This is a genomic window from Saccharopolyspora spinosa NRRL 18395 (genome assembly GCF_000194155.1).
Lineage (GTDB): Bacteria > Actinomycetota > Actinomycetes > Mycobacteriales > Pseudonocardiaceae > Saccharopolyspora > Saccharopolyspora spinosa.
The window spans coordinates 3049330-3075183 of the sequence record NZ_GL877878.1 but is presented as its reverse complement, the minus strand read 5'-3'; the positions used below and the strand labels follow the sequence as shown (position 1 = coordinate 3075183).

Here is a 25854-nt window from a genome sequence, read left to right as displayed (position 1 = left end):
CTTTCTTCATTGGGTGAGTGACGGGAATCGAACCCGCGACACCTGGGACCACAACCCAGTGCTCTACCGACTGAGCTACACCCACCGTGGCCGCTCGGACTAGCCCTCTCGAGCACCCTTCCGGAGCAACGCTCATATCGTAGCGCGCGCCGCCATCCGGTTTTCCACCGCCTCCGGTTTATCCGGTGCGCGCTGGTCAGCGGCCGGATTCCGGGTTCTGGCCGGACTCCTAGCGGGCCTTCTCGGTGCCGCCGACGCCATCGCCGTCGAGCAGTTCGGCCGCCACCGCCTGGGCCTGCTCGCTGGTCGGCCCCGGCTGCGGGACGAACGCGGTCCGCCGGTAGTAGGCGAGCTCGCGGATGGACTCCCGGATGTCGGCGAGCGCGCGGTGGGCGAGGCCCTTCTCCGGCTGCGCGTAGTAGATCCGCGGGTACCAGCGGCGGCACAGCTCCTTGATGGACGACACGTCGACCATCCGGTAATGCAGGTGGGTGTCCAGCCGAGGCATGTCGCGGGAGATGAAGCCGCGGTCGGTGGCGATCGAGTTGCCGGCCAGCGGCGCGGACCGGCCGTCCGGCACGTATTGGCGGATGTAGTCCAGCACGCGCTGTTCGGCCTCTTCGAGCGTCACCGTGGAGCGGCGCACCTCTTCGGTGAGGCCGGAGCGGTCGTGCATCTCGCGGACCACGTCGGGCATTCCGGCGAGCTTCTCCTCGTCGGCGTGGATGACGATGTCCACGCCTTCGCCGAGGATGTTGAGGTCGGCATCGGTGACCAGGGCGGCGATCTCGATCAGCGCGTCCTTGCCGAGATCGAGACCGGTCATTTCGCAGTCGATCCACACTAGACGGTCGTTCACCCGAGGCAGCCTAACTCGACACGAGGGGTGATCGTGCAGCCCTGCCGGTCAGGTGTCCAAGCGGGCGAGCAGTTCGCGAGGCACGACCTTGCCGGTGGCGTTGCGCGGCAGGTCGTCGAGGAACACCACATCGCGGGGCGTGGCGAATTTCGACAACCGGCCGCGGACCCGCTCGCGCAGCTGCTCGGCGTCCAGCCAGCCGTCGGCTCGGAGCACCACGAACGCCGCTAGCCGCTGCCCGAACTCGGCGTCGTCGACTCCGATGACGGCGGCCTCGGACACCTCCGGCTGGCCGGCTATGACGTCCTCGGTCTCCTTGGGGTAGACGTTCTCGCCGCCGGAGGTGATCATGTCGTCTTCGCGGCCGACGACGAACAACCGCGCGGCGGCGTCGAAGCGCCCGAGGTCTCCGGTCGACATCAGGCCGTCGCGGGTCTCCCGGCTGCTGCCGTTGGTGTAGCCCTCGAAGAGCAGGTCGTTGCCGACGAAGATCCGCCCGGTCGCACCGCGACGCACCGGGATTCCGTCGTCGCCGAGGATGCGCACCCTCGTCCCGTGCGGTGGTCGGCCAGCCGTGCCCGGGGCGGCGCGCAGGTCGTGCGGTGTCGCGATGCTGACCCAGGACACCTCGGTGGAGCCGTAGAGGTTGTAGAGCACCGGCCCGAAGGCGCGCTGGAACCTGGTGGCCAGGTCGGCGGGCAGCGCAGAACCGCTGCTCGCCACTACGCGCAACGTGCTGTGGTCGTACTCGTCGCGGACCCGTTCGGGAAGCTCGAGGATGCGCTGGAGCATCACCGGCACCGCGAACATCGATGTGCACTGGTTGCGCTGCACCGCGCCGAGCGACTGCTCGGGGTCGAACCGGCGGCGCAGCACCAGCGTCGCGCCGAGCACGGAGCCGAGCTGGAACGCGGCGAGGCCCCAGGTGTGGAACAGCGGTGCGTTGACCAAGATCCGGTCCCCGTTTCGCAGCGGCACGCGGGACAGGATCGCCGCTGCAGGCGCGAGCCCCGGCGGATCGGGGCGGCGGGCGCCCTTCGGGGTTCCGGTGGTGCCGGAGGTGAGCACGATCATCCGGGAGTGCCGCTTCGGCCGGGGCAGGTGCTTGGCCGAGGACGTGGCGATCAGGTGCTCCAGCGTGTCGTGCCGGGTGGTGCCTTCGGTCCACGCCAGCACGGCCTTGAGGTCGTCGGGTAGGTCCGGCAGGTGGGTGCGGTATTCGGCGTCCAGGACCAGCAGGCCGACCCGCTGCTCGGCGATCACGTCGGCGAGCAGCGGGGTGCTCAGGCCCGTGTTGAGCAGAACCACGTCTATGCCGAGCTTGGCGGCGGCGACGATCGTCTCGATCGGCCCGTGGTGGTTGCGGCACAGCACGCCGATCCGGGTGCCTCGGGGAACCCGGTTGCGCAGGCCGTTGGCAAGCCGGGTGGTGCGCTGCGAGAGCTCGGCATAGCTGAGTGCGCCGCGCTCGTCGATCACGGCCGGGCGGTCGGCGTGACGCACCGCGCCGACGGCGAAGCCCAGCGGCGGGGTGATGCCCCAGCGGCGCCAGGCGAGGACGATGCGCAGCAGCTTGTCCGGCCGAAGCGGGCTGATCACGCCCTGCTTGGTCAGGACGGACACCGTGCGCAGGCCGGACGCCCCGCGCCGGAGCAGCGCGGCTGATCGTTGCCAGAACGTGCTCACGCAGTCACCTCTCGGTTGCCAGGCTACCGGGAGTAGATAATGCCGCGAGCGGACTTGCGGGGGGAAGACTGCGCTCGTGAGCGCGGCGGCCGGCGGACCGCCGGCCACCGCGCTCACGAGGGGATCACTCCATTGCGGCGGCCTCCACGATCGCGTCGCGCAGGGCCGCGCGTAGTCTGCCGACCTCGAGCGGGGAAAGCACCGCGGTCTCGCCCGGTGGAGCGACCACCACCACGTTCCCCTGGTTGAACAACACCGATATGTCCCGGCGTCTGCCGGCGACATCGCGGCAGCTCACGTGCCATTGCCTGGCGGGCTCCACGATCCCAGCCTCCCCATTGAAGTCCGCGCGCTCTGCCTCCAGCGCGCGGTTGTTGATCGAGGGACGCAGCTGGACGCGCACCGTGACGGCGGTTCTGCGCATTAGTCACCCGGCAAACTTCCGGGGCACTCCCGGTAAGGGGCACCGATACGCAGAGTGTCCGCAGTTTCAATTGAAACTGCGGACACGGGGCGGGGTCGGCCGGCCTTCAGACCGGGCGGACCACCAGGCCGTTCGGTTCGGCGGTGAAGGTGACCGCGGCTTCCTCGAAGTCGGCAATCGGCAGCTCGTCGCGCACCAGCCGGTGCGGCGCGTCGAAGGCCTCGACCCGGATCTCGCGGGTGGTCAGCGTCCGCTCCGGGGTGTCCGCGCCGCCGACCTGGACCTGCAGCTCGCCGCCCTGCACCGTCATGGTCAGCCAGCCGCCGGGCACCGTCAGCTGCGCACCGTCAAAGGTCAGGACCAGCCGGCTGACACCGGGGTCCTCGGCGCGCACGGCGACGTGCGAGATCGCGACATCGCGCTGGCCGGAGTCGCCGGCCAGGGCGATCACGTCCCGCTTGACCTCCTCGGCGGGGCCGTCGCCGGGCTTCGGCGCGAGCACCGGGGCGCGCAGCTCGGCGGCCACTCGGTAGGGCTGCCACGATCCGGCACCGATCAGGTTGACCACCGCGGTGATCTCGACGTCGGCCAGCAGCCGGTCGCTGCCGGGAGCCGGAGTCACTTCGACCGCGGCGACGTCGCGCCGGTTCAGCAACTCGCGCAGCGCCTTCGCGCGCTGCCTGCTGTTGCGGTCGAATCCGCGGGTGATCGCCACCGTCCCCGAACCGGCGGCCGCCACGGCGGCTTCGGTCAGGTCCGCCAGCGGGGCCCAGATCCGGGCGGGATCCTCCGGCCGGGGCTGCCGGCGGGAACGGGCGAAGCTCGGGGCATCGGTCGTGGTTTCCATCATCAACCACTTTAGTCCGCGACGAAGGGTTGCCTGGCCTGCCGGTGGGGACCTTCAAGGTGTGAATTCGATCGCTGTGCCGGGCGCCGGGCGAGCGGCTGTGCGCCGATCGGAGCAGCCGGTCCGCCCGCTTGGCGGCCAAGCGGGCGAGGGCGTGGTCGCGCGGCGGTCCCGGTTGTTAGGTTGGTGGGACTGACGCGGGGTGCCCGGGCTGCCGGGCTGAGAACAAACCCGTTGAACCTGACCTAGCTCGTACTAGCGGAGGGACGTCATGGTTCCCAATGTGCTGACCATCGCAGGCACCGACCCCAGCGGCGGCGCCGGTGTGCAAGCCGATCTGAAGACCTTCTCCGCGCACGGCGCCTACGGCATGTCCGTGATCACCGCGCTGGTCGCGCAGACCACCACCGGTGTTTCCGAGGTCCACGAGGTGCCGCCGGAGTTCATCACCGCGCAGCTGGTCACGCTGCTCGACGACGTGCGGGTGGACGCGGTCAAGATCGGCATGCTGGCCAACGCCGAGGTGATCCGCGCGGTGATCGGGGTCCTCGACCGCTACGCGCCGCCGCACGTCGTGCTGGACCCGGTGATGGTCGCCAAGAGCGGTGACCGGCTGCTCGCGCCGGAGGCGGTCAGCGTGCTGCGTGACGAGCTGCTGCCGCGCGTGGACCTGATCACCCCGAACCTGCCCGAGGCCGCCGATCTGCTGGGCGAGCCGGAGATCACCGACCCCGACGAGATGCCCGCGCAGGCCGAGCGGCTGGCCGGGTTGGGCGCGAAGCAGGTGCTGCTCAAGGGCGGTCACCTCGACGGCCGGTCCAGCGTGGACCTGCTCTACGGCGACGGGATCGCCGAGTTCCTGTCCAGCGAGCGGGTCGTGACCACCAACGACCACGGCACCGGCTGCACCCTGTCGGCCGCGATCGCGGCGCTGCGCCCGCAGCGCGGGGACTGGCTCGAAGCGGTGCGCGAGGCCAAGGAGTACCTGACGGCGGCTCTGCGTGCTTCCGACCGGCTCGACGTGGGCCACGGCCACGGCCCGGTGCACCACTTCCACCACTGGTGGTGACAGTTTTCCGGTTCGGGCTCACCTCGCGCGGCGGTGCGGGTGGCGGAACCTCAGGCGTCGCCTGGACTCCGGGATCCCCGATTTGCGCATGGCTTCGGGGCCGTCCTCGCCAGGTGACGTCTGAGAACCCGCGGCGGTGCAAGTTGCAACAGGGTGGGCTAAGCGCCTCCGGCGCTTCGAGGACAAAGAAAAACAGGTACTAAAGCGGCCCAGCATCCAGAAGCACGCAGGGCTCCACACACGACGAGAGGTTCTGATGAGCAAGCTGCCCGCTCCGCCCGCCGACGGTTTCTGCGCCGAGGCATGGGCGCACACCGCCGATCTGCAGCAGGCGATCGTCGAGCACCCGTTCAACGCCGCACTCACCGACGGCACCCTGGACCGCGACCGGTTCGCGTTCTACATCGTGCAGGACGCGCGCTACCTGGTCGGTTTCGCGCAGGCGCTGGCGGCCTCCGCGACGCGGGCCGACAACGCCGAGGACGCGGCGTTCCTGGCCGGTGCGTCCCAGGGTGCACTGGTTGAGGAGCGCCGGCTGCACGCCGGTTACGTCGCGGAGTTCGGCCTCACCGACGCCGAGATCGCCGGGATCGACACGTCCCCGTCCTGCCTGGCCTACACCTCGTACCTGCGGGCGACCGCGCTGACCGAGCCGTATCCGGTGCTGCTGGCGGCGATCCTGCCGTGCTTCTGGGTGTACCAGCATGTGGGCACCACGATCTTGGAAGCCACCGGTGGTGCCGAAGGTCACCCGTACCGGGCGTGGATCCAGACCTACGCCGACGACGAGTTCGCCGAGGCGGTGCTGACCGCGCGCGACCTCACTGACCGGGTCGCCAAGGGAGTCGACGCCGAGACCCGGCAGCGGATGCTCGACGCGTTCACCCGAGCGACTGAGTACGAGTGGTTGTTCTGGAACAGCGCTTGGATCAAGGAGGAGTGGCAGACTTCGCGATTCCTGAAGTAATCGCGAAACCCGTTGCAGGATAGGAAGAACGCGCCTCGACCCGGTGTGATCCGCTGCACGAACGGGGCCGTAACGAATCGCGGGCCGAAGCGATGCTCCCAGCGAGGCACCCGTCCGGGCGGACTTGGGTGTGGGTTCTTCCCACCGTAGACGGAGTTTCGATGGCCGTGGGCAATTCTCTTCTGATCGTTCTGATGGGCATGCTGGTGCCGGTGTTAGCGGCTGCGCCGTTCTACCTCGCCGACCGCCGTCGGGAGCAGCAGGATGCCGCCGAGGGTGACGAATAGGTCAGCTTCCGTAGATCTTCTTCGCGAGTTCTTCCTTGCCCCGCTTGAGTTCTTGCAACGCATTGGCGGCGAATCCACCGCTGGCGGGCATGGCCGGGATCCGCAGGCCTTCGCTGAGCGTCCAGCCGGAGCCGCAGTCGATCAGCGACCGGTGCTTGTTGGTGTAGTAGCCGGAGTTGATCGACACCGCGACCCCGTGTGCTCCGGCCGCGGCCGCCATCAGGTGCAGGTGGAATCGGCTGGACAGCCAGTGCTGCCCGGCCGCCGCGGGCAGCCCGTCGGCCATGATCTCGGAGAACGGGTAGAAGCGGGTGCCCGGCAGGTCGTGTTCCACCAGCGCGAAGACCTCGCGGTCCACGCGCGGGATGCCTTCGACGATGCCGACCTGCTTGGGGCGCACGCCCCATTCGCCCAAGGTGTCCAACAGGAATCCGGCCAGCGCGGGCACCGAATCGTCGAGCAGGTCCGACTGCAGGCACACCATGACCTCGCGCAGGTCGTCGTCCCGGTACAGCCCGGGTTCGACCCCGAAGAACATGTCGTCGCCGGTGTGCGAGGTGGCGCTGGATAGCGCCGCCGACGGCTCGTCGCGCACGTCGACGACCTCGAACTGCGCGGCGAGGTTGCGCAGCAGCGGTTCCGCTTCGTCAGCGACCGGCGACAACCCTTGGCCGGTCATCACCGCCCGGCCGCCGGAACGGCGCGTCGCCGCCACCGCGGCCGCGAGCAGGCCGATGTGCCGCGGCCAGATGCCGTTGACGAATCCGCCGCCGACGATGTGCACCAGGTCGGCACGGGCCGCCAGCTCGATGCCGGCGACCCATCGCGGCGCCAGCCCCGGGTTGTTGAACGCGTGCTGCACGAACGACGCGACCTCCCACGGCCCGTCCGACGGGGCCTCCCAGCACAGCCGCCAGAAGGTGTCGGTGAACCGGACCCGCGGATGCAGGTGGCCGAGCAGGACGTCGCTCGGTCCCGGGTTGGGGCAGTCCACCCAGATCTCGCTGTCCGGCGCGACGCGTGCCAGGTGCTTCAACCAGGCGGCGGCGATCAGTTCGTCCCCGTAGTTCGGGTGGCCGGTGGTGGCGACGAGGTAGATGGTGGGGGGCTTCGTCAACGGTGGGGCTCCAGCCTTCGGGTGCCGAGTCCCTTTCGAACGTAGCAACGACGAAGCCCCGACCGCCGTGCTTGGTGATGTCTCGCACCCCACCGCCACCGCTGGTACCAATTAGGGTGAGCTAACTTCCATTGGAGGCGTGTTGACGATCCGATCCCAGGCGAAGGTGGGCACCGACAAGCCGGCCCGCTACGCCAAGCAGCTGTCCTCGCACCTGGGGCACCGGTGCGCAGTGTCTGAAGAACCCGGTGGCATCCGGATCACCCTGCCCGCCGACAGCGGCGTGGGCAGTTGCCTGCTGGTCAACGAATCGGATGTGCTCGCCTTGCATGCCGAGGCGGAGAACGCCGAGGTGCTCGACCGCGTGCAGGACGTGGTCGGCCGCCACCTCGAGCGTTTTGGTCAGCGCGACGAGCTCAAGGTCAACTGGACGAACGACTGAGTATTAACAGTCGCGAGGATCATGCAGAGGTCGGGCGAGCGGCGGCAGCCGCTTCCTGGCACCTGGGCAGCTCCCGCCGCCGCAGGTTCTCCTGCGTCGACCCGGAGTTCTCTATTCCTTGCTGATCTCGTCGCGGATGCGGGCCAGGCGCTGGCGAGAGCGGTTGAACTTGGCCTCGAAGTGCTTCTCGAACAGGTCCGTGGGCAGCTGCGGGATCTCCGCCGGCTCCGCCGAACGCTGCTGCGGTGCGACCGGCGCCGACCGGGGTGCCTCCGGCTCGGCCTCGGACCTGGTTTCTGCGTCGGACCAGGTTTCGGTCTCGGCCTCGGGTTCGGTCGCCGGTGGCTGGTCGTCGGTGCTCGGCCGCCGGGGGATGACCGTCGGCGGCGCCGGCTTGACCGGGGCGGCCGGGGTGCGCAGCGCGTGCCTGCCCTTCGGGGCGGTCGCTGGTTCGGCGAGGCCGCTCTCGGCGAGGCGTCTGTTCGCGCGGTTTAGCAGTGGCCAGAAGACCAGCGTGGCCAATGCGAAACCGGTGACGAACATCAGCACAAGCAGATCCACGAGTAGCTCCGATCAGTTCTGTCTGGCGGGGCCTGTCTGCGGGGCGGCGCCGTTGGTGTGCGACCGCTCGATGGGAATGGTGTAGGTCTGCGCGTCGTCGCGCTGTTCGGGCAGCCGCACCGGCTGCTGCTCGACCTGCTCGGCATGCGCGATCCGCTCGACCTGCCGGTCCCGCGTGATCTGGTCGATGTCGTCGGCGATGTCCGGAATCGGGTCGCGCAGTTCCGCGACGGACTGGTCCAGCAGGTGCTGGGCCTTGTCCATTGCGGACAGGACCGAACTGCGCAGCTCCTCCAGTTGGAGTTGCTTGGTGCGGATCTCGTCCAGGGCTTCCAACCGCTGCTGCTCGGTCTCGGCGTCCCACTGGCCGCACTGCCGCCGGGTCTGGTCGATCAGCTGGTCGGATTCGAGCTGGGCGGCCGACATGGTCCGCTTGTACTCGTTGCGGATGTTCTGCCGCAGCCGCTGTTCCCGGGAGCGCAGGTCGCTGACCTTCTGGTCGTGCTCGCGGTGCAGCCGCGCGCGTCGCTCCTCGACCTCGGTGACCAGCTCGCTGCACTCGTTGCGCAGCTCGGTGGTGGCCCGCTGGGCCTCGTTGAGCAGTTCGCGCGCCTCGGTTTCCGCCGTGCCCCGGATGATCTCGGCCTGCCTCCTGGCCTGGTCGCGCAGGGTCTGCACCTCTTCTTCGGCGATCGAGAGCATGTTCTGCACCCGCTGGGAGGCGGCGGGCAGCCCGGTGTCGGAGGACTCGATCTGCTTGAGTCGCTGCTCGGCGGCGTCGAGGTTGCGGCGGGTGTCGTCGCAGAGCTTGCGGAGGTCGGAGTTGAGCTGCGCGGACTCGTTGCGGTCGATGGTGACCAGGCGCAGCTGGTCCTCCAGCAGTTCCAGGTGTTCGATGACCTGATGGCGGTTGAAGCCGCGTACCTGGATGTCGAATCCCGGCCGGAGCGGCACGACGGAGTCGGCGTCTTCCATTGGTGAACTCCTCTCCGTACGGTCTGGGCCGATTCGATAGGTCGGAGAGTAGGGGCGATGGTGCGGGTTCGCCCAGCGGAAAACAACGATCATCACCGGATCAGGTGCTGATGATCAGGCGATCAAACGGTCGCCTTGCGCTCAGCGATCGTGACACGGGTTCGTCCACTGTGCTCGTTTCGTTAGCCGGGTGACGCCCAGGCAGACCGGGGCAAGTACGGCAGTGGTGTGAAGCACTGTCACGAGATCGAGTGGTTAGGTTAGGCTCCGCTCACGTATGAGTTCGCGGTGTCTAGGGAGCGTGGCGTGACGACTGGAGTCGACCTTGCCGGACGGTCGCACCAGCGGACATCGGTGTTGCTGCGGCGGTGGCTGGCCGAAACGCACACCCCGGTCGCCGAGGGGCGAATGCGGTTGACCATCGGGTCGCTGCGGTTGGGCGCGGACGTGGTCTACGACTCGCCGACCGGGGCGCACAGCTTCGGCCCGATCCACGTCCTGGACGCCACCGGCGCGCCGGTCGAGGTGGCCGAGCCCGCGTTGCTCGCCGCCGCGTGCTCCGCCGATGCGCGCGCCCGCGCGCTGCACGACGCGCCGATCAACGCCGCCGACTCGGGCACGCTGCTGGACTGGCTGTTGGATGCCTTGCCGCGCCGTGCGGTCGATCCGCTTGCGCTGCCTGCGGATTTGGTCGCGGTTGCCCGGTCGGTCTCCGACGGGGCGGAGGCACGGCGGTGGTTGTCCACGCACGTCGAGGGCCGGTTGCTGCCCGCGATTCGGGGCTGGGAACCCGACGACGCCGCCGGTGCCACGGCGGCGCTGCTGACGCGTGGCGCGCTCGCCGTCATCGGGTTGCTGGGGCGGCGTGGTGTCGTGCACGAGACGGACCTGATCGCCGACCTCGCGGATCGGCTGCGGGCCATCGCCGACGCGTATCCGGACGCGGAATGGCTGGTGCGGCACTGGTTGACCAGCCCGACGCTGACCGATCTCGCCGTGCTCAACGGTTCCGGGCTGCGGTACCGCGCGGCTTCGGGCGAGATCCGGGTGCGGGCCGTGCCGTTCGAGGTGCGGAACCCGTTGTGGTCGGGCGCTCCGGACGCCCCGGGCGTGCCGATCCCGGAGCTCGGGGAGGGCTGGTCGTTGCGGCCGGTGCAGGTCTTGGGCGCGGATGGCGGGCCGGATGTGGCGCTGGTGCACCGCTGGATGAACAACGGGCACGTCGCGGTCAACTGGAACCAGGCGTGGCCGGTGCCGCGGTGGCAGGACGAACTGGCTGGTCAGCTCGCCGGGCGGCATTCTCTTCCCTGCATCGTCGGGCTCGGCGGGCGGGATGTCGGTTACCTGGAGCTCTACCGGGTGCAGCGGGACAAGCTGGCGCGCTGCTACTCGCACGATCCGCACGACCTCGGCGTGCACGTCGCCATCGGTGAGCCGGACGCGGTCGGGCGCGGGGTCGGCTCGTCGCTGCTGCGGGCGGTGGCCGAGGGGTTGCTGGCGGTCGACCCGGACTGCGGCCGGGTCGTCGCCGAGCCCGACGTCCACAATGGAGCTTCGGTGGGAGCGTTCGGCAAGGCCGGGTTCGGGCGGGCAGCGGAAGTGGGGTTGCCGAACAAGAATTCCGCGCTGATGGTGTTCGGCCGGTCCGCGCCGGGTGAGTAGTCCCACGTCGGTCGATGCGGTGAGCGGCTGTACTCCGGATCGGATCATAAGTAAGGTAAGCCTTACTTTCTGGTCGATCGTGGGGAGAACGATGTCGGGTCGTGCTGACGAGCAGGTGCCGTTGTCCGCCGCGCAGTCGGGGATCTGGTTCGCGCAGCAACTGGACCGCAACAACCCGATCTTCAACACCGCCGAGTACGTGGAGATCCACGGGCCGGTGGATCCCAGCCGCTTCGCGGCGGCCCTGCGGCGGGTCGTCGAGGAGGCCGAGGCGCTGCGGATGCGGGTGGTCGACGAGGCCGGCGAGCCGCGGCAGGTCATCGACGAGGCCGACGGTTTCGACGTCCCGGTGATCGACTGCTCGGATGCCGCCGATCCCGACGCGCGGGCGCTCGCCTGGATGGGCGCCGACCTGCGGGAACCGGTGGAGCTGACGCGGTCGAGGGCCGACGGCGGCCGGTTGTGGACCGCGGCGCTGCTCAAGCTCTGCGACGAGCGCTGGTGGTGGTACCAGCGGATCCACCACGTGGCCATCGACGGGTACGGCTTCTCGCTCCTCATCCGGCGGGTCTCCGAGCTGTACAACTCGGCGGATTCCGGGCCGTCGCAGTTCGGCTCGCTGCGATCGCTGCTGGACGCGGAACGGGAGTACCGGGAGTCGCCCAAGTTCCGCGAGGACGAGGAGTTCTGGCGGGAGCAGTTCGCGGACCGGCCGGATGTCGCGTCGCTGGCCGGAGATTCGAGTCCCACCGCGCACACCTTCCACCGCCAGGCCGACGCCTCCGGCGCGGCCGATGCCCTGGCCCGCGCCGCGACCGAAAGCCGGGCGATCTGGTCCGACGCGCTCATCGCCGCCTTCGGCGCTTACCTGCACCGGATGACCGGGGCCACCGACGTCGTGCTCGGACTGCCGGTGATGGGCCGGCTCGGGTCGGCTGCGCTGCGGGTGCCCGGCATGGTCGTCAACGTGCTGCCGCTGCGGCTGCGGATCACCCCGGGCACCACGCGCGGGGAGCTGATCGCGCAGGTCGTCAAGGCCGTGCGGCAGGTGCGCAGGCACCAGAACTACCGCAGCGAAGACCTGCGCCGCGACCTGAAGCTGCTGGGCTCGGACCGCCCCCTGTTCGGGCCGATGATCAACATCAAGTCCTTCGACTACGAGCTCACCTTCGGTGACAGCCCGGCGACCGTGCACAACCTCGCGGCCGGGCCCGTCGACGACCTGACCATCGCGGTGTACAACTCCGGCGGCGACCTGCGCTTCGAGTTCGACGCCAACCCCGAGCGCTACGGCGAGGCGGAGCTGACCGCGCACCGCGAGCGGTTCCTGCGGTTCCTCCAGGAGTTCTCGGACTGCGCCGGGAACACCCCGGTCGGCCGGATCGACCTGCTCTCGGCCGAAGAGCGCGACCGGATCCTGAACGAGTGGAACGCGCCGATCGCCGATGCCGGCGCGCCCCCGGCGGCGCCGCTGCCGCAGCTGTTCGAGGAGCAGGCCCAACGCACCCCGGATTCAGTCGCGGTCACCTTCGGCGCGCAGAACCTCACCTACGCCGAGCTCGACGCGCGGGCCAACCAGCTCGCGCACCACCTGATCGACCACGGCGTCGGGCCGGAGCAGCTCGTCGCGCTGGCGCTGCCGAGATCCTTAGAACTGGTGGTGGCGCTGCTGGCGGTGCTGAAGGCCGGTGCCGCGTACCTGCCGCTGGACCCGGAGCATCCGGCCGAGCGGATCCGCTACGTGATCGGGGACGCGCAGCCGACCGTGCTGATCAGCGACGCCGAGCACGCGGCGCGGCTGCCGGACGGGATCACCCGCATCCTGCTGGACGATCCGGTCGAGGTCGAGGAGATCTCCCGGCATTCGCAACGCGATCCGAAGGCCGGCGAGCGGGGACCGCTGACACCCGAGCACGCCGCCTACGTGATCTACACGTCCGGCTCGACCGGGCAGCCCAAGGGCGTGTCGATCCCGCACCACAACGTGGTCCGGCTATTCAGCGCGACCCAGCCGTGGTTCTCCTTCGACGGCAACGACGTCTGGACGTTGTTCCACTCCTACGCGTTCGACTTCTCGGTGTGGGAGCTGTGGGGCGCGCTGCTGCACGGCGGCCGGTTGGTGGTGGTGTCGCACGAGGTCAGCCGGTCGCCGCGGGATTTCCTGCGGCTGGTCGCCCGCGAACGCGTGACCGTGCTCAACCAGACGCCTTCGGCGTTCTACCAACTCAGCCAGGCCGATCGGGAGGCGCCGGGCACCGAGCTGGCGCTGCGGTACGTCATCTTCGGCGGCGAAGCGCTGGAACTGTCCAGGTTGGACGACTGGTACGACCGGCGCCCCGGGTCGCCGAAGCTGATCAACATGTACGGGATCACCGAGACCACCGTGCACGTGTCCTATGTGGAGCTCGACCGCGAGGCGGTCGCTCGCCGCGACGGCAGCCTGATCGGCCGTGGCATTCCCGACCTGCGGGTGTACCTGCTCGACGGACTGCTGCAGCCGGTCCCGCCGGGCGTGGTCGGGGAGCTTTACGTGGCAGGCGAAGGCCTGGCCCGGGGCTACCTCGGGAAGCGCGGGCTGACCGCGCAGCGGTTCGTCGCGGACCCGCATGGCGCGCCGGGGAGCCGGATGTACCGCTCCGGCGACCTGGGTCGGTGGCGGGCGGACGGCGGCATCGAGTTCGTCGGCCGCGCCGACCAGCAGGTCAAGGTGCGCGGGTTCCGCATCGAGCTCGGCGAGATCGAGGCGAACCTGGCGGCGCATCCGCAGGTGCGGCAGGCCGCCGTCGTGGTGCGCGAGGACCAGCCCGGCGACAAGCGGCTGGTCGGTTACACCGTCGGTGCGGCCGAGCCGAGCGAACTGCGGGCGCACCTGGCGGAGCGGCTGCCGGCCTACATGGTGCCGTCGGCCTACCTGGCCGTGGACGCGATTCCCTTGACCGGCAACGGGAAGCTCGACACCCGGGCCTTGCCCGCGCCAGATTTCGCCGCCGATGCAGGTGGCCGCGGGCCACGGGACGTGGCCGAGTCGACGCTTTGCCGGTTGTTCGCCGAGGTGCTCGGGGTGCGCGAGGTCGGCATCGACGACGGGTTCTTCGAGCTGGGTGGGCATTCCCTGCTGGCCGCGCGGCTGCTGGCGCGGGTGCGCACCGAGCTCGGTGCCGAGCTGACCATCCGCGGCCTCTTCGACCACCCGACCGTCGCGGGCCTGGCCGCGCAGCTCGAAGCGGGAGCCCGTCGGCCCGCGCTGCGGCCAGTGGAGCGGCCCGAGCGCATCCCGCTTTCCTTCGCGCAGCAGCGCCTTTGGTTCCTGAACCGGTTGGAGGGCGCCAGCGCCACCTACAACCTGCCGCTGGTGCTGCGGATGTCCGGGGAGCTGGACGTGGACGCACTGCGGGCGGCGATCGGCGACGTCGTGCGGCGGCACGAGAGCCTGCGCACGATCTTCCCGGACGAGCTGGGAGAACCCCGCCAGCAGGTCCTCGACACCGTGCCCGACCTTACGCTGGTTCGGGTTCCGGCCACCGGGGATCCGCAATTTCCATTGAAATCGAACCTTCGATTTCCATTGAAATTGCGCGACTCCGAGGACTCGGGGGCGTCCGGCGGGGTGGCCGGGGCGTTCGCGGCAGCGGTTCGGCAGGGGTTCGACCTGGCCGCGGAACCGCCTATCCGGACCACGTTGTTCACGACAACCGAATCGCCCGAGGCCGGCGGCGAGCACTTGCTGCTCGTGCTGTTGCACCACGTAGCCGCTGACGAGTGGTCGACGCGGCCGCTGGTGCGGGACCTGTCGACCGCATACGCCGCGCGCGTGGCGGGCGCGGAGCCGGGCTGGGACGGCCTTCCGGTGCAGTACGTGGATTACACGCTCTGGCAGCGGGAACTGCTCGGGGACGAGTCCGATCCGGGTCGGCCCGCGGCGCGGCAGCTGGCGTTCTGGCGGCAGGCGCTCGCCGACCTGCCAGACCAGTTAGAGCTGCCCGCCGACTTCCCGCGCCCGGCGGTGTCCAGCCACCGGGGCGACGCGGTGCGCTTCGACCTCGAACCCGCCTTGCACCAGCGGCTTCGGCGGCTGGCCGGCGAGCACCAGGCCAGCGTGTTCATGGTGTTGCAGGCCGGGTTGGCCGCGCTGCTGACGCGGCACGGCGCCGGCACCGACATCCCGATAGGTTCACCGGTGGCCGGTCGCGGCGATGACGCGCTCGACGACCTGGTCGGGTTCTTCGTCAACAGCCTCGTGCTGCGCACCGACACCTCGGGAGAGCCGAGCTTCGCCGAGCTCGTCGACCGGGTGCGGCAAGGCGACCTGGCCGCCTTCGACAACGCGGAGCTGCCCTTCGAGCGGTTGGCCGAGGCGCTCAACCCGGACCGCTCGCTGTCCCGGCACCCGCTGTTCCAGGTGATGCTCGCGTACTGGGGCGCGGCCGAGTCCGTCACCGCGGACCTGCCGGGGCTTGAGACCACTGTGGACACAGCGCCCGCCGGGGCGGCGAAGTTCGACCTGGCGTTCAGCCTCAGCGAACGGGCCGACGGCGGGGTCGACGGATTGGTGCAGTACAGCACCGACCTGTTCACCCGCCGCACCGTCGAGGACCTGGCCGCGCGGTTGGTCCGGCTGCTCACATCCGCCGTCGAGGATCCGGCCGCCCCCATCGGCCGCCTGGACATCTTGGGCGATGCGGCCCGGCAGCAGGTGTTGGCCTGGGGCGACGCCGCTGCTGGCGCGGCTCCGGCGGGAACGTTCCCCGAGCTGTTCGCCGCGAAAGTCGCGCAGGACCCGGACAAGCCGGCGCTGATCTTCGAGGACGTGGAGCTGAGCTACCGCGAACTGGACCGCCGGGTGACCGAACAGGCGCAGCTGCTGGTCGAACACGGCGTGGGCCCGGGCGACATCGTCGGCGTGCTGCTGCCCCGGTCGCCCGAGCTGATCACCGGCCTGCTCGCGGTGATGACCGCCGGCGCCGCGTATCTGGCGCTGGACCCGGACTACCCGGCGCAGCGGCTGCGGCACATGGTCGACGACGCCAAGCCGCGCCTAGTGCTCACCGCCGATCCGCGCGCAGACCTGCCGGTAACCCTGCTGAGCTGCTACGACAGCCCCGCCAGCATGCGGATCTTGCCGCGACCGGAGCTGGACGACGCGGCCTACGTCATCTACACGTCCGGCTCGACCGGCACCCCGAAGGGCGTCGTCGTGCCGCACCGCGGCATCGGCAAGCTGCTCGCCACCCAGCGCGAGCGGGTCGGCATCACCGCCGACAGCCGCGTGCTGCAGTTCGCCTCGCCGAGCTTCGACGTGGCGTTCTGGGAAATCTGCATGGGGCTGCTCAGCGGCGGCACCCTCGTGGTGGTGCCCTCGGACCGGCGGGTGCCGGGCGAGCCGCTGGCCGAATACACCCGGCGGCACCGCGTCACGCACCTCGCGATCGGACCGTCGATGATGGGCATGTTCCCCGCCGGCACCGAGCTGCCGCCGGACGCGACCTTGCTGTGCGGAGCCGAGAAGGTGCCTTCTGACCTGGTGCTCCGTTGGGCGCGGGACCGGCGGATGCTCAACTGCTACGGGCCGACCGAAGCCACCGTCAACTCCACGCTGTGGGACTGCGACCCGGACGCCGTCGGCAGCACGGTGCCGATCGGTGTGCCCGATCCGGGAGCGCGGCTCTACGTGCTGGACCGCGCGCTCCAGCCCACGCCGCCCGGCGTGGTCGGCGAGCTCTACGTCTCGGGGCTCGGGTTGGCGCGCGGGTACCTCCACCGGCCGGGGCTGACCGCCGAGCGGTTCGTCGCCGACCCGTTCGGCCCGCCCGGTTCCCGCATGTACCGCACCGGTGACCTGGTGCGTTGGCGGGCCGACGGGGTGCTGGACTTCGCCGGGCGCGCGGACGACCAGGTGAAGATCCGCGGGTTCCGCATCGAACTCGGCGAGGTTGAGGCGGTGCTGGCCAAGCATCAGGACGTCGCGCAGGTCGCGGCCGTGGTGCGCGAGGACACCCCGGGCGACAAGAGGCTCGTCGCCTACGTCGTCGGTGGCGGCGAAACCGCCGAGTTGCGGCGGCACGTGGGGGAGTCGCTGCCGGACTACATGGTTCCCGCGGCGGTGGTGTTCGTCGACGCGTTGCCGTTGCTGCCCAACGGGAAGCTCGACCGCCGGGCGCTGCCGGTGCCGGACCTCGGGGAATCCGTGGGCAACGCCATGCCGCGCAACCCCACCGAAGAGATCCTCTGCGGACTGTTCGCCGAGGTGCTCGGGCTGCCGCGAGTCGGGGTCGACGACAGCTTCTTCGACCTCGGCGGGCATTCCCTGCTGGCCGTTAAGCTGATCGGACGCATCCGCGATGCGCTGGGTGTTCGGGTCAATGTCGGCAGCCTCTTCGCCGCGCCGACCGTGGCCGGTCTAGCGGAGCGGTTGCACACCGGGAGTTCGCGCGACGCTCTGGAGATCGTGCTGCCGCTGCGCACCGAGGGCAGCAAGGAACCACTGTTCTGCGTGCACCCGGCGGCGGGGCTGGCGTGGCCGTTCTCCGGGCTGCTCAAGCACATCGACGCCGAGCGGCCGATCTACGGCATCCAGTCGCGGGGGCTCGCGGAGCCGAAGCCAGTCGCAGAGAGCCTGCACGAGATGGCCGCCGAATACCTGGAGCACATCCGGCAGGTGCAGCCGCACGGGCCGTACTACTTCCTCGGCTGGTCCTTCGGCGGCGTCGTCGCCCACGAGATGAGCACCCAGCTGCAGGCACTGGGCGAGGAAGTGCGGTTCCTGTGCATGCTCGACTCCTACCCGAAGGACGTGTGGGACGTGTTGCCGACCGAGGAGGAGGCGCTGAAGGCGCTGCTCTACATGGCCGGCTACGACCTCGCGGAGCTCGGGGAGGGGTCGTTGACCAGGGCAGACGTGATGGAGATCCTGTCTGCCGAGGGCAGCGCGCTGGCGAATCTCGAAGAGCACAGCACCACGGCGATCATCGACAACTTCGCCAACTGCGCGGTGCTGGAGAACCAGGCGAACCACGACAAGTTCCAGGGCGACGTGCTGTTCTTCACCGCCACGGTGAACCGGGCCAAGGCCTCGCTGACCGCGCAGATGTGGCAGCCGTACGTCGACGGCACGGTGCACAACCACGACATCGCCTGCGAGCACAAGGACATGACCCAACGCGGCCCGCTCGCCGAGATCGCCGCGATCGTCGACCCGGCCTTGACCGAGGCCAGCTCGTGACGGGCACGCGTGAATCGGGGATCCCGGAGTCCCCGCGGCGTCTGCGGTTCCGCCACCCGCACCGCTGCGCAGAACGAGTTTGGAAACAGGCTTTGAACGCCGAAGGAGCACGCCGATGACGAACCCGTTCGAAGATCCTGCCGCGGAGTACTACGCGTTGATCAACGAGCAGGACCAGTACTCGCTGTGGCCAGCCGCGATCTCCGTGCCCGCCGGGTGGACCATCGCGCACGGCCCGGCGGACCGGGAATCCTGTGTCGACCACATCGAGGTGAACTGGACCGACATGCGGCCCGCGCGCTGATGGCGATGCTGCTCGGCGTGCGCCCGCAGGTCGCGGTGTGCGTCTGCTACGTGGCGGCGATGTTCATGAACGGCATGGACGCCACGATCGTCAACGTGGCGCTGCCGGCCATCGGCGCCGAGTTCGCCGTGCCGCCCAGCGCCACCTCGGCGGTCAACGTCGGCTACCTGGTCAGCCTGGCGGTGTGCATCCCGGTCTCCGGCTGGCTCGGCGACCGCTTCGGCACGAAACGGGTTTTCCTCGGCGCCTTTGGGGTATTCGTGATGGCATCGGCGCTGTGTGGGCTGGCCGACGACCTGCCGCAGCTGACGTTTGCGCGGGTCCTGCAGGGCGCCGGCGGCGGGGTGATGAGTCCCGTCGCGCTGACCATGCTGTTCCGCGCCTACCCGCCGGAACAGCGAATTCGGTTGTCCCGCGTGCTCCTGCTGCCGACCGCGGTGGCTCCCGCGCTCGGCCCAGTGCTGGGCGGCTTCTTCGTCGAAAACCTCACCTGGCGCTGGGGTTTCTACGTGAACCTGCCGGTCGGCCTGCTCGCCCTGCTTTTCGGCGTGCTGTTCCTGACCGAACACGTCGAATCGCGGGGCAAACGCTTCGACTGGCTCGGTTTCGCCCTGGCCGCACCGGGACTGGGACTGGTCATGTACGCGCTGGAAGCCGTGTCGCAGGCCGGCCCCGGTTCACCGCGCTTCTGGGCCTGCGGACTCGCCGGGCTCGGCTGCCTCGCGGTGCTGGTCCGCACGCAACTGAGGGCCGCACATCCGATGCTCGACCTGCGCCTGTTCGCCGACGCGTCGTTCCGGCGCGGCAGCCTGATCCTCTTCACGTGCGTCGCCGGATTCCTGGGTACGCTCTACGGATTCACGCTGATGTACCAGGCGGGGCTGGGCGCTTCGGCGTGGGAAACCGGCTTGGTGACGCTGCCGAAGGCGATCGGGCTGATGATCGCCTCGCAGCTGGTCGGCTGGGCGCACCGCAGGTTCGGGCCGCGGCTGCTGATCGCGACCGCGATGTTCGGTGCCGCGGTGTCGTTCGTGCTGATGAACACGCTCGGGCCCGGTGATCTCTGGCTCGCCGCGGCCGTCCAACTGGCATCGGGTTTCTTCGTGGGCGCGGCCTCCGCCGAACTGCAGGTCGTCGCCTTCGCGACGATCAGCAAATCGGCGACCGGTGGGGCTTCGACGCTGTTCAACGTCCAGCGCCAGGCCGGTTCCGCGCTGGGCGTGGCGATCACCGCGAGCGTGCTGGCAGCGGTCGGGACCGACGGGCTGGGCGGCTACCACCTGGCGATGCTGGTGTCGGCCGGGTTCGCGCTGGTCGGGGTGATCTTCGCCGTGCGCATCAAGGATTCCGGGTCACCGCGCCAGAAACTCGCCGCCGCGCGGCGGTAGAGATCTGAGCCACCGCGGGAAGACAACGCCCAGTTCGTGTGGTTAGGTTAGCCTTAACTGACATGGTTGTTGGCCGGCAGGAAGGAACGCATGACCGATGGGTACCGCTGATCGTCTCCGGCGCGACCGGCCCCCGGCGCGCGACCTGCAGGTCCTGCGCACCGCTGAGCTCAGCCCGTCGATGCGGCGGATAACCCTCGGCGGCACGGAGCTCACGGGATTCCTCGACGAGCACACCGGGCCGAACATCAAGGTTTTCGTTCCGCAGCAGGGGCAGCAGCGACCGGTGTTGCCGACGCTCGACGCGGAGACTGGTCGCTACCGGTGGCCCGACCTGCACGAGCGGCCGACCATGCGGACCTACACCGTGCGCCGCTACGACGAGGCCCGCGGCGAACTCGACGTCGACTTCGTGCTGCACGGCGAATACGGCGTGGCCTCAAACTGGGCGCGCGCCGCCCGCCCCGGCGACCGCATCGGCGTGATGGGCCCGGGCGGCAGGACCTGCCGGCCCGCCGACTGGTACCTGCTGGTCGGCGACGAGACGGCGCTGCCCGCGATCTCCGCGATCGTCGAAGGCCTGCCGCCCACCGCGCGCGGCCAGGTGTTCGTCGAGGTCGGCGACGCCACCGACCAGCAGCACGTCGAAACCCCGCTGGACCTGCGGTGGACCTGGCTGCACCGCGACGGGGCGGCCGCCGGCCGCGCGCCAGGGCTGATCGACGCCGTGCAAGGGCTGGAAATGCCATCAGGCGTGGACGTTTCGGCTTGGGTAGCGGGGGAGTCCGGCATCGTCCGGGGCATCCGCCGGCACCTGCGCGCGGAACGTGGCATGGACGCGAAATCGGTGCTCGCCATCGGTTACTGGAAATACGGCATGGCCGAAACGGAGTACCACGACAAGCACAACCACGACCGGGACTGACCGAACGACCCGGTCCGGCACCGGCGGGATCCAGCGGATTTCGCCGGCAAATCCGGGTGCCCGAAAACGGGTGCCGGCGAGCTGAGGGGAAATACGTGGCTGCGGTCGACGAGAGAATCCACGACGTGCTGGGAATCGGTTTCGGGCCGTCCAACCTGGCGCTGGCCATCGCCATCGAGGAGCACAACCGCACCGCGTCGGAAAAAGACCGCCTCGATGGCGTTTTCTTCGAGCGCCAGGCCGCGTTCGGGTGGCACCAGGGCATGCTCATCGAGGGCACCACCATGCAGGTGTCGTTCCTCAAGGACCTGGTCACCATGCGCAACCCGGCCAGCGACTTCTCGTTCCTGTCCTACCTGCACGAGAAGCAACGGCTGGTCGACTTCATCAACCACAAGACGATGTTCCCGACCCGCGTCGAGTACCACGACTACCTGGAGTGGGCCGCGGCCCGGCTCGACGGCGTCGTGCGGTACGACTCGGAGGTCGTCGAGGTCAGCCCGGCCGGGGAGCACATCGAGGTGGTGGTGCGCCGCGACGGCCGGGCGGCGGTGCACCGCGCGCGCAACGTCGTGCTCGCGGTGGGGCTCGAAGCGAACCTGCCGGAGGGCGCGGAGCTCGGCGATCGTGTGTGGCACAACCTGGATCTCCTGCACCGGGTCGACGAGCTGACCGAGGCACCGCGGCGCTGCATCGTCGTCGGGGCCGGGCAGAGCGCCGCCGAGGCCACCGAGTACCTGCACCGGACCTTCGCCGACGCCGAGGTGTGCTCGGTGTTCGGCAGGTACGGGTTCAGCCCCGCCGACGACAGCCCCTTCGCCAACCGGATCTTCGATCCGCGGGCGGTGGACGACTTCTACGCGGCGTCTCCCGAGGTCCGCCGGGACCTGATGAACTACCACCGCAACACGAATTACTCGGTGGTCGACCTGGATCTCATCGAGGAGCTTTACTCGCGCGCCTACCAGGAGAAGGTGCGGGGCGAGCAGCGGCTGCGGATCTTCAACGCCTCCCGCGTCACCGACGTCTCGCCGCGCGCGGACGGCGTGTCGGTGACCGTCGAGTTCCGGCCCTCGGGCGAGCGGACGGTGCTGGACGCGGACCTGCTGGTCTACGCGACCGGCTGCCGGCCGCGCGACGTCTTCCAGCTGCTCGGCGACACCGCTGAGCACTGCGCTCGCGACGAGCGGGGCCGACCTCAGGTCGAGCGTGACTACCGGGTCCGCACCACCGGGGACTTCCAGGGCGGCATCTACCTCCAGGGCGGCACCGAGCACACCCACGGCCTCACGTCGTCGCTGCTGTCCAACGGAGCGGTCCGGGCGGGCGAGATCCGCGACTCGATCGTCACCCGCCGCCAGGCTCCCCGCCCCGCCCGCGACTACGCCCTCACCCGAGGCTGACACCCCGGGGCTCGACCCCAGTTTCAACTGAAACTGGGGTTGGTCTTCGGGGGGTCGGGGATCGGGTCCGGGGTGGGTTTGGTGTGGTTTCAGTTGAAACTGGGGGTCTTGTAATCGTGGGCACAGCGGGAATGGTGTTCGGCCGGGTGCGGTTGTAGGCACTGATGGAAACTGATGCGTCCCCGGAGCGCACCGAGTCGGGCAGCGCGACCGCAGAGCAGGACGACCCGATCAAGGGCCTAGCCCGTGGCGACTCGCCCGTGGCGTTGTCGGTGCTCGACCTGTCCACCGTCGGCGTCGAGCACAGCCCTTCGGACGCCCTGCGCACCACCACCGAGCTCGCCCGCAGCGTCGAGCAGTGGGGGTTCCACCGGCTGTGGGTCGCCGAGCACCACGGCATGCCCGGCATCGCCAGCTCCGCGCCCGCCGTGATGATCGCGCACCTCGCCGCGCACACCACCACCCTGCGCCTGGGCTCCGGCGGCGTGATGCTGCCGAACCACGCGCCGCTGGTCGTCGCCGAGCAGTTCGGCACTCTGCAGGCGCTGCACCCCGGCCGCATCGACCTCGGCATCGGCCGCGCACCCGGCACCGACCAGGCGACCGCCCGGGCCCTGCGGCGCACCACCGGGCCGCTGTCCGCCGACGACTTCCCGCAGCAGCTCGGCGAACTGATCGCTTTCCTCGACGACGACTTCCCGGTCGACCACCCGTACGCCGCGATCCAGTCCGTGCCGCACGGCCCCATGCCGCCGGTGTGGCTGCTCGGTTCCAGCGGCTTCAGCGCCCAGCTGGCTGGCGCTCTCGGCCTGCCGTTCGCCTTCGCGCACCACTTCAGCGCGCAGAACACGCTGCCCGCGCTGGAGCTCTACCGGCAGTCCTTCCAGCCCTCGGAAGTGCTGGCCAAGCCGTACGCGCTGATCGGCGTGCAGGCCGTCGCGGCCGACACCGACGAGGAAGCGCTGGACATCATCCGGCCCGTCGCGCTGAGCATGCTGCGGCTGCGGCGGGGCATGCCCGGCAAGCAGCCGACCCGCCGGGAGGCCCGCGAGTACCCGTACACCGAGCTGGAGCAGAGCTTCATCGACAGCTGGTTGGCAGACGCCGTCTACGGCGCTCCGGAGACCGTCCGGGCCGGGCTCGACGAGCTGCGCGAACGCACCGGAGTCGACGAGCTGATGCTCACCGCGAACGTGCCGGACCGGGACAGCAAGCTGCACTCGTTCGAACTGATCGCCAAGGCGTACCGGATGATCTAGCCACTCGCCAGCCGTTCCTGAAGCGGCTTGTCCCCCGCAGGTTCTCGGGGGTCGCCTCGGGAAAGACACCCCGGCGTGGCGTTTGGGCATGCATGAGCCGGGGATCCCGGACCGAAGGGGCGTCTGAGGTTCCGCTACGGGACCACCTACGCAAATTGGTCAGCAGAACAAGTTCTCAAGGTGTGCGCCGCCACTCTTGCCCGAGGTCCGGCACAGGCGCTCAGAGCCGTGGCGTACGGTCTATTAACACCGGTCTTTCTAGGCACGAGGCGGGATTGAGGGATTGGCGTGAAGCCTGGTGTGCTGGCCTTCTACCGGATCATGGCGTACGTCACCGCGGTGCTGTTGATCCTCCTGTGCGCCGCGATGGTGCTCAAGTACGGCCACTACGTCGGTTTGTGGTCGGAGGGTTCCTCGACCCAGCAGCTCGGTGAGACGTGGACCTTCCGGATCGGCGTCGCGCACGGCTGGTTGTACATGGTGTACCTGCTCGTCGCCGTGGTCGCCACCACCCAGCTCCGCGCGCCGATCGGCCGGATGCTGCTGGTGCTGCTGGCCGGCACGATCCCGTTCGGCGCGTTCGTCGCCGAGCGCAAGGTGACGCACTGGCACGAGCTGCGGTTGGCGGGCAAGCCGATCACCGCGCCGCACAGCGTCGCGAAGTCGGAGGAATCGCACGCCTCATGACAGCCGCTCCCGAATCCGCCACTTCGCAGCCCGCGCCGACCACCGGTCGTCGTCGCGGCGTGGTGGCCGCCTACCTGGCCTTAACCAAGCCGCGCGTCATCGAGCTGCTGCTGGTCACCACGATTCCCGCGATGTTCCTCGCGCAGCGCGGTGTCCCGTCGTTGTGGCTGGTCATCGTGACTCTGGTCGGCGGTGCCATGTCCGCCGGTAGCGCCAACGCCCTCAACTGCGTCGCGGACTCCGACATCGACGCGGTGATGAACCGGACCAAGAAGCGCCCGCTGGTGCGCTACGAGGTGCCGCGCCGCAACGCGCTCGTCTTCGGCATCGTGCTCGGCGTGGTGTCGTTCGCCGTGCTGTGGCTGGGCGCGAACCTGCTGGCGGCGATCCTGGCCACGGCCGCGCTGCTGTTCTACGTCTTCGTCTACACGCTGGTGCTCAAGCGCCGGACCTCGCAGAACATCGTGTGGGGCGGCGCGGCCGGCTGCATGCCCGTGGTGGTCGGGTGGGCCGCCGTCACCGGCAAGGTGGAGTGGCCCGCGCTGGTGATGTTCGGCGTGGTGTTCCTGTGGACACCGCCGCACTTCTGGTCGTTGGCCATGAAGTACAAGGACGACTACGCGCGCGCCGGGGTGCCGATGCTGCCGGTGGTCGCCACCGCGCGGCAGGTGTCGGCGCGCATCCTGGCCTACAGCTGGGCCACAGTGGGCTGCACGTTGCTGCTGGTGCCGGTGACGAGCTGGGTGTACGTGGCGTTCGCGGTGCTCGGTGGGGCGGCGTTCCTGATCGTCGCGCAGCGGCTGCACGCGGCGGTGCGCAACGGCCAGGCCGTCAACCCGATGAAGCTGTTCCACCTGTCGAACTCGTACCTGGCGCTGCTGTTCGTGGCCATCGCGGTGGACGCCGCCGTCGGTTTGCCCGTGCTGGGCTGAAGCAGCACCCCATCGCCGTTTGGAGCGAACGGCCCGTTCGCGTCGCTAGACGAGGCGTACAGGCCGTTCGCTCCTTCCGGCTTTCGGGCGGTGGGTGAGGTGAACGGACCGTTCGCGTCGTTAGAAGAGGCGGTGAGGCCGTTCGCTTCGCCCAGCCCACAGGGCCGTCGACTACAGGCGGAGGTGGAGTCGGAGGGCGCTCTCCAGCTTGGCGAGGGTGCTCTGCGGCAGCGTTCCGATGCGGTTGCCGAGGCGGTTTACCGCGACCGCCCGGACCTGCTCGGCCTGGGCCTTGGAGTCGTTGGGCAGGCCGCATTCGGCGGCCCGCAGGAGCACCTGGAACGGGTGCACGCGGTCGATGTTGGAGGTCACCGGTACGACGGTGATCACCCCTCGCCCGGCGCGCTGGGCGCTGCGGTTCGCGGCGTCGTTGCTGATGACGACCGCGGGGCGGGTCTTGTTGGCTTCCGAGCCGCGGATGGGTTCGAAGTCGACCCAGTAGAGGTCACCGCGGCGCATCGGCGATTCCGTCGGCGGCAGTCGCGTCCCACAGTTGCGCGTCGGCGCTGCCGTCCCACTCCTCCCAGGCGCTGGCGTAGGCGTCTTCCAGCCCGGCGTTGCGCAGCAGGTTGATCGCCTGGTGGATCACTGCCGACCGTGATGGCGCGCCGATCTGCTGGGCGTATTCGTCGACGAAGGTGACGTCTTCGTCGGTCAGGCTCACACTCACCTTCATACCGCGATGCTACCCGTGCTGCCACCCGCTGTCATACCGCTGTTTCGCCTGGTAGATGCTTTGAGCGGCTTCGGGGTGCGGTGGCGCCCGAAACAACTCATGGGA

The 25854-nt window shown here is 69.7% G+C and carries 22 protein-coding genes, 1 tRNA gene and 1 riboswitch; of the genes, 13 read left to right on the top strand and 10 right to left on the bottom strand.

Annotated elements, in window-relative coordinates; genetic code table 11:
• Positions 1–12: 12 nt before the first annotated feature.
• The 5 genes from SSPN_RS0115400 to SSPN_RS0115380 all read right to left on the bottom strand — a co-directional run bounded on the left by SSPN_RS0115400 (position 13) and on the right by SSPN_RS0115380 (position 3819).
• Positions 13–85, bottom strand: a tRNA-His gene (locus tag SSPN_RS0115400).
• A gap of 144 nt (positions 86–229) precedes the next feature.
• The gene (gene orn, locus SSPN_RS0115395; RefSeq protein ID WP_029535366.1) at positions 230–859 is read right to left on the bottom strand and encodes an oligoribonuclease; all 630 of its coding nucleotides are present in this window, start codon (positions 857–859) and stop codon (positions 230–232) included.
• A 48-nt stretch (positions 860–907) separates the two neighbouring features.
• Positions 908–2545: an AMP-binding protein gene (locus SSPN_RS0115390; RefSeq protein WP_010696042.1), complete on the bottom strand. Its 1638-nt coding sequence runs from the start codon at positions 2543–2545 to the stop codon at positions 908–910.
• A 124-nt stretch (positions 2546–2669) separates the two neighbouring features.
• Positions 2670–2867 carry a hypothetical protein gene (locus SSPN_RS0115385; protein ID WP_029535365.1) on the bottom strand — a complete coding sequence of 66 codons (198 nt, stop codon included), beginning with the start codon at positions 2865–2867 and terminating at the stop codon, positions 2670–2672.
• A 208-nt stretch (positions 2868–3075) separates the two neighbouring features.
• Positions 3076–3819 carry a hypothetical protein gene (locus SSPN_RS0115380; RefSeq protein WP_010696040.1) on the bottom strand — a complete coding sequence of 248 codons (744 nt, stop codon included), beginning with the start codon at positions 3817–3819 and terminating at the stop codon, positions 3076–3078.
• A 185-nt stretch (positions 3820–4004) separates the two neighbouring features.
• A riboswitch (TPP riboswitch) is annotated at positions 4005–4100 on the top strand.
• Here SSPN_RS0115380 and thiD point away from each other — a divergent pair.
• The 3 genes from thiD to SSPN_RS61590 all read left to right on the top strand — a co-directional run bounded on the left by thiD (position 4088) and on the right by SSPN_RS61590 (position 6139).
• Positions 4088–4885: a bifunctional hydroxymethylpyrimidine kinase/phosphomethylpyrimidine kinase gene (gene thiD / locus SSPN_RS0115375; RefSeq protein WP_010696039.1), complete on the top strand. Its 798-nt coding sequence runs from the start codon at positions 4088–4090 to the stop codon at positions 4883–4885. It overlaps the preceding riboswitch by 13 nt.
• Positions 4886–5141: 256 nt before the next feature.
• Entirely contained in the window at positions 5142–5852 is a 711-nt protein-coding gene (gene tenA / locus SSPN_RS0115370) for a thiaminase II (RefSeq protein WP_010696038.1), read from the top strand.
• A gap of 161 nt (positions 5853–6013) precedes the next feature.
• The gene (locus SSPN_RS61590) at positions 6014–6139 is read left to right on the top strand and encodes a hypothetical protein (RefSeq protein ID WP_010696037.1); all 126 of its coding nucleotides are present in this window, start codon (positions 6014–6016) and stop codon (positions 6137–6139) included.
• A 1-nt stretch (position 6140) separates the two neighbouring features.
• Here SSPN_RS61590 and SSPN_RS0115360 read toward each other — a convergent pair whose 3' ends face one another.
• On the bottom strand, positions 6141–7256 hold the full coding sequence (locus tag SSPN_RS0115360) for a polysaccharide pyruvyl transferase family protein (RefSeq protein ID WP_010696036.1): 1116 nt from the start codon (positions 7254–7256) through the stop codon (positions 6141–6143).
• Between the two features lie 142 nt (positions 7257–7398).
• Between SSPN_RS0115360 and SSPN_RS0115355 the strand changes: the two genes are divergently transcribed.
• Positions 7399–7698, top strand: a complete 300-nt coding sequence (locus SSPN_RS0115355) for a DUF2218 domain-containing protein (protein WP_237710552.1) — start codon at positions 7399–7401, stop codon at positions 7696–7698.
• Positions 7699–7809: 111 nt separating this feature from the next.
• On the opposite strand, the gene SSPN_RS0115350 is transcribed toward SSPN_RS0115355, so the two are convergent.
• Together SSPN_RS0115350 and SSPN_RS0115345 are read right to left on the bottom strand one after the other, a co-directional pair.
• Complete coding sequence (locus tag SSPN_RS0115350) at positions 7810–8259, bottom strand: hypothetical protein (protein WP_010696034.1); 450 nt, start codon at positions 8257–8259, stop codon at positions 7810–7812.
• A 12-nt stretch (positions 8260–8271) separates the two neighbouring features.
• Positions 8272–9234, bottom strand: a complete 963-nt coding sequence (locus SSPN_RS0115345; RefSeq protein ID WP_010696033.1) for a hypothetical protein — start codon at positions 9232–9234, stop codon at positions 8272–8274.
• A gap of 306 nt (positions 9235–9540) precedes the next feature.
• On the opposite strand from SSPN_RS0115345, the gene SSPN_RS0115340 reads away from it, so the two are divergent.
• The 9 genes from SSPN_RS0115340 to SSPN_RS0115300 all read left to right on the top strand — a co-directional run bounded on the left by SSPN_RS0115340 (position 9541) and on the right by SSPN_RS0115300 (position 25013).
• Complete coding sequence (locus SSPN_RS0115340) at positions 9541–10896, top strand: GNAT family N-acetyltransferase (RefSeq protein WP_237710551.1); 1356 nt, start codon at positions 9541–9543, stop codon at positions 10894–10896.
• 91 nt (positions 10897–10987) lie between these two features.
• On the top strand, positions 10988–18115 hold the full coding sequence (locus tag SSPN_RS0115335) for an amino acid adenylation domain-containing protein (RefSeq protein ID WP_010696031.1): 7128 nt from the start codon (positions 10988–10990) through the stop codon (positions 18113–18115).
• Between the two features lie 115 nt (positions 18116–18230).
• Entirely contained in the window at positions 18231–18419 is a 189-nt protein-coding gene (locus SSPN_RS0115330; protein WP_010696030.1) for an MbtH family protein, read from the top strand.
• Between the two features lie 5 nt (positions 18420–18424).
• Positions 18425–19807, top strand: coding sequence for an MDR family MFS transporter (locus SSPN_RS0115325; protein WP_029535362.1), 1383 nt, complete (start codon positions 18425–18427; stop codon positions 19805–19807).
• Between the two features lie 97 nt (positions 19808–19904).
• Positions 19905–20732: a siderophore-interacting protein gene (locus tag SSPN_RS43920; protein ID WP_010696027.1), complete on the top strand. Its 828-nt coding sequence runs from the start codon at positions 19905–19907 to the stop codon at positions 20730–20732.
• A gap of 95 nt (positions 20733–20827) precedes the next feature.
• Positions 20828–22135, top strand: coding sequence for a lysine N(6)-hydroxylase/L-ornithine N(5)-oxygenase family protein (locus SSPN_RS0115315; RefSeq protein WP_010696025.1), 1308 nt, complete (start codon positions 20828–20830; stop codon positions 22133–22135).
• Positions 22136–22299: 164 nt separating this feature from the next.
• Positions 22300–23394, top strand: coding sequence for an LLM class flavin-dependent oxidoreductase (locus SSPN_RS0115310; RefSeq protein WP_010696023.1), 1095 nt, complete (start codon positions 22300–22302; stop codon positions 23392–23394).
• A gap of 288 nt (positions 23395–23682) precedes the next feature.
• Entirely contained in the window at positions 23683–24081 is a 399-nt protein-coding gene (locus tag SSPN_RS0115305; RefSeq protein WP_010696022.1) for a DUF3817 domain-containing protein, read from the top strand.
• Positions 24078–25013, top strand: coding sequence for a heme o synthase (locus SSPN_RS0115300; RefSeq protein ID WP_010696021.1), 936 nt, complete (start codon positions 24078–24080; stop codon positions 25011–25013). Before SSPN_RS0115305 ends, SSPN_RS0115300 begins: the two co-directional genes overlap by 4 nt.
• A 171-nt stretch (positions 25014–25184) precedes the next feature.
• Here the strand turns inward: SSPN_RS0115300 and SSPN_RS0115295 are convergent, their stop codons facing one another.
• Together SSPN_RS0115295 and SSPN_RS0115290 are read right to left on the bottom strand one after the other, a co-directional pair.
• Positions 25185–25532, bottom strand: a complete 348-nt coding sequence (locus SSPN_RS0115295; RefSeq protein ID WP_010696020.1) for a type II toxin-antitoxin system PemK/MazF family toxin — start codon at positions 25530–25532, stop codon at positions 25185–25187.
• The gene (locus SSPN_RS0115290) at positions 25519–25737 is read right to left on the bottom strand and encodes an antitoxin (protein ID WP_237710550.1); all 219 of its coding nucleotides are present in this window, start codon (positions 25735–25737) and stop codon (positions 25519–25521) included. Before SSPN_RS0115290 ends, SSPN_RS0115295 begins: the two co-directional genes overlap by 14 nt.
• Positions 25738–25854 lie beyond the last annotated feature (117 nt).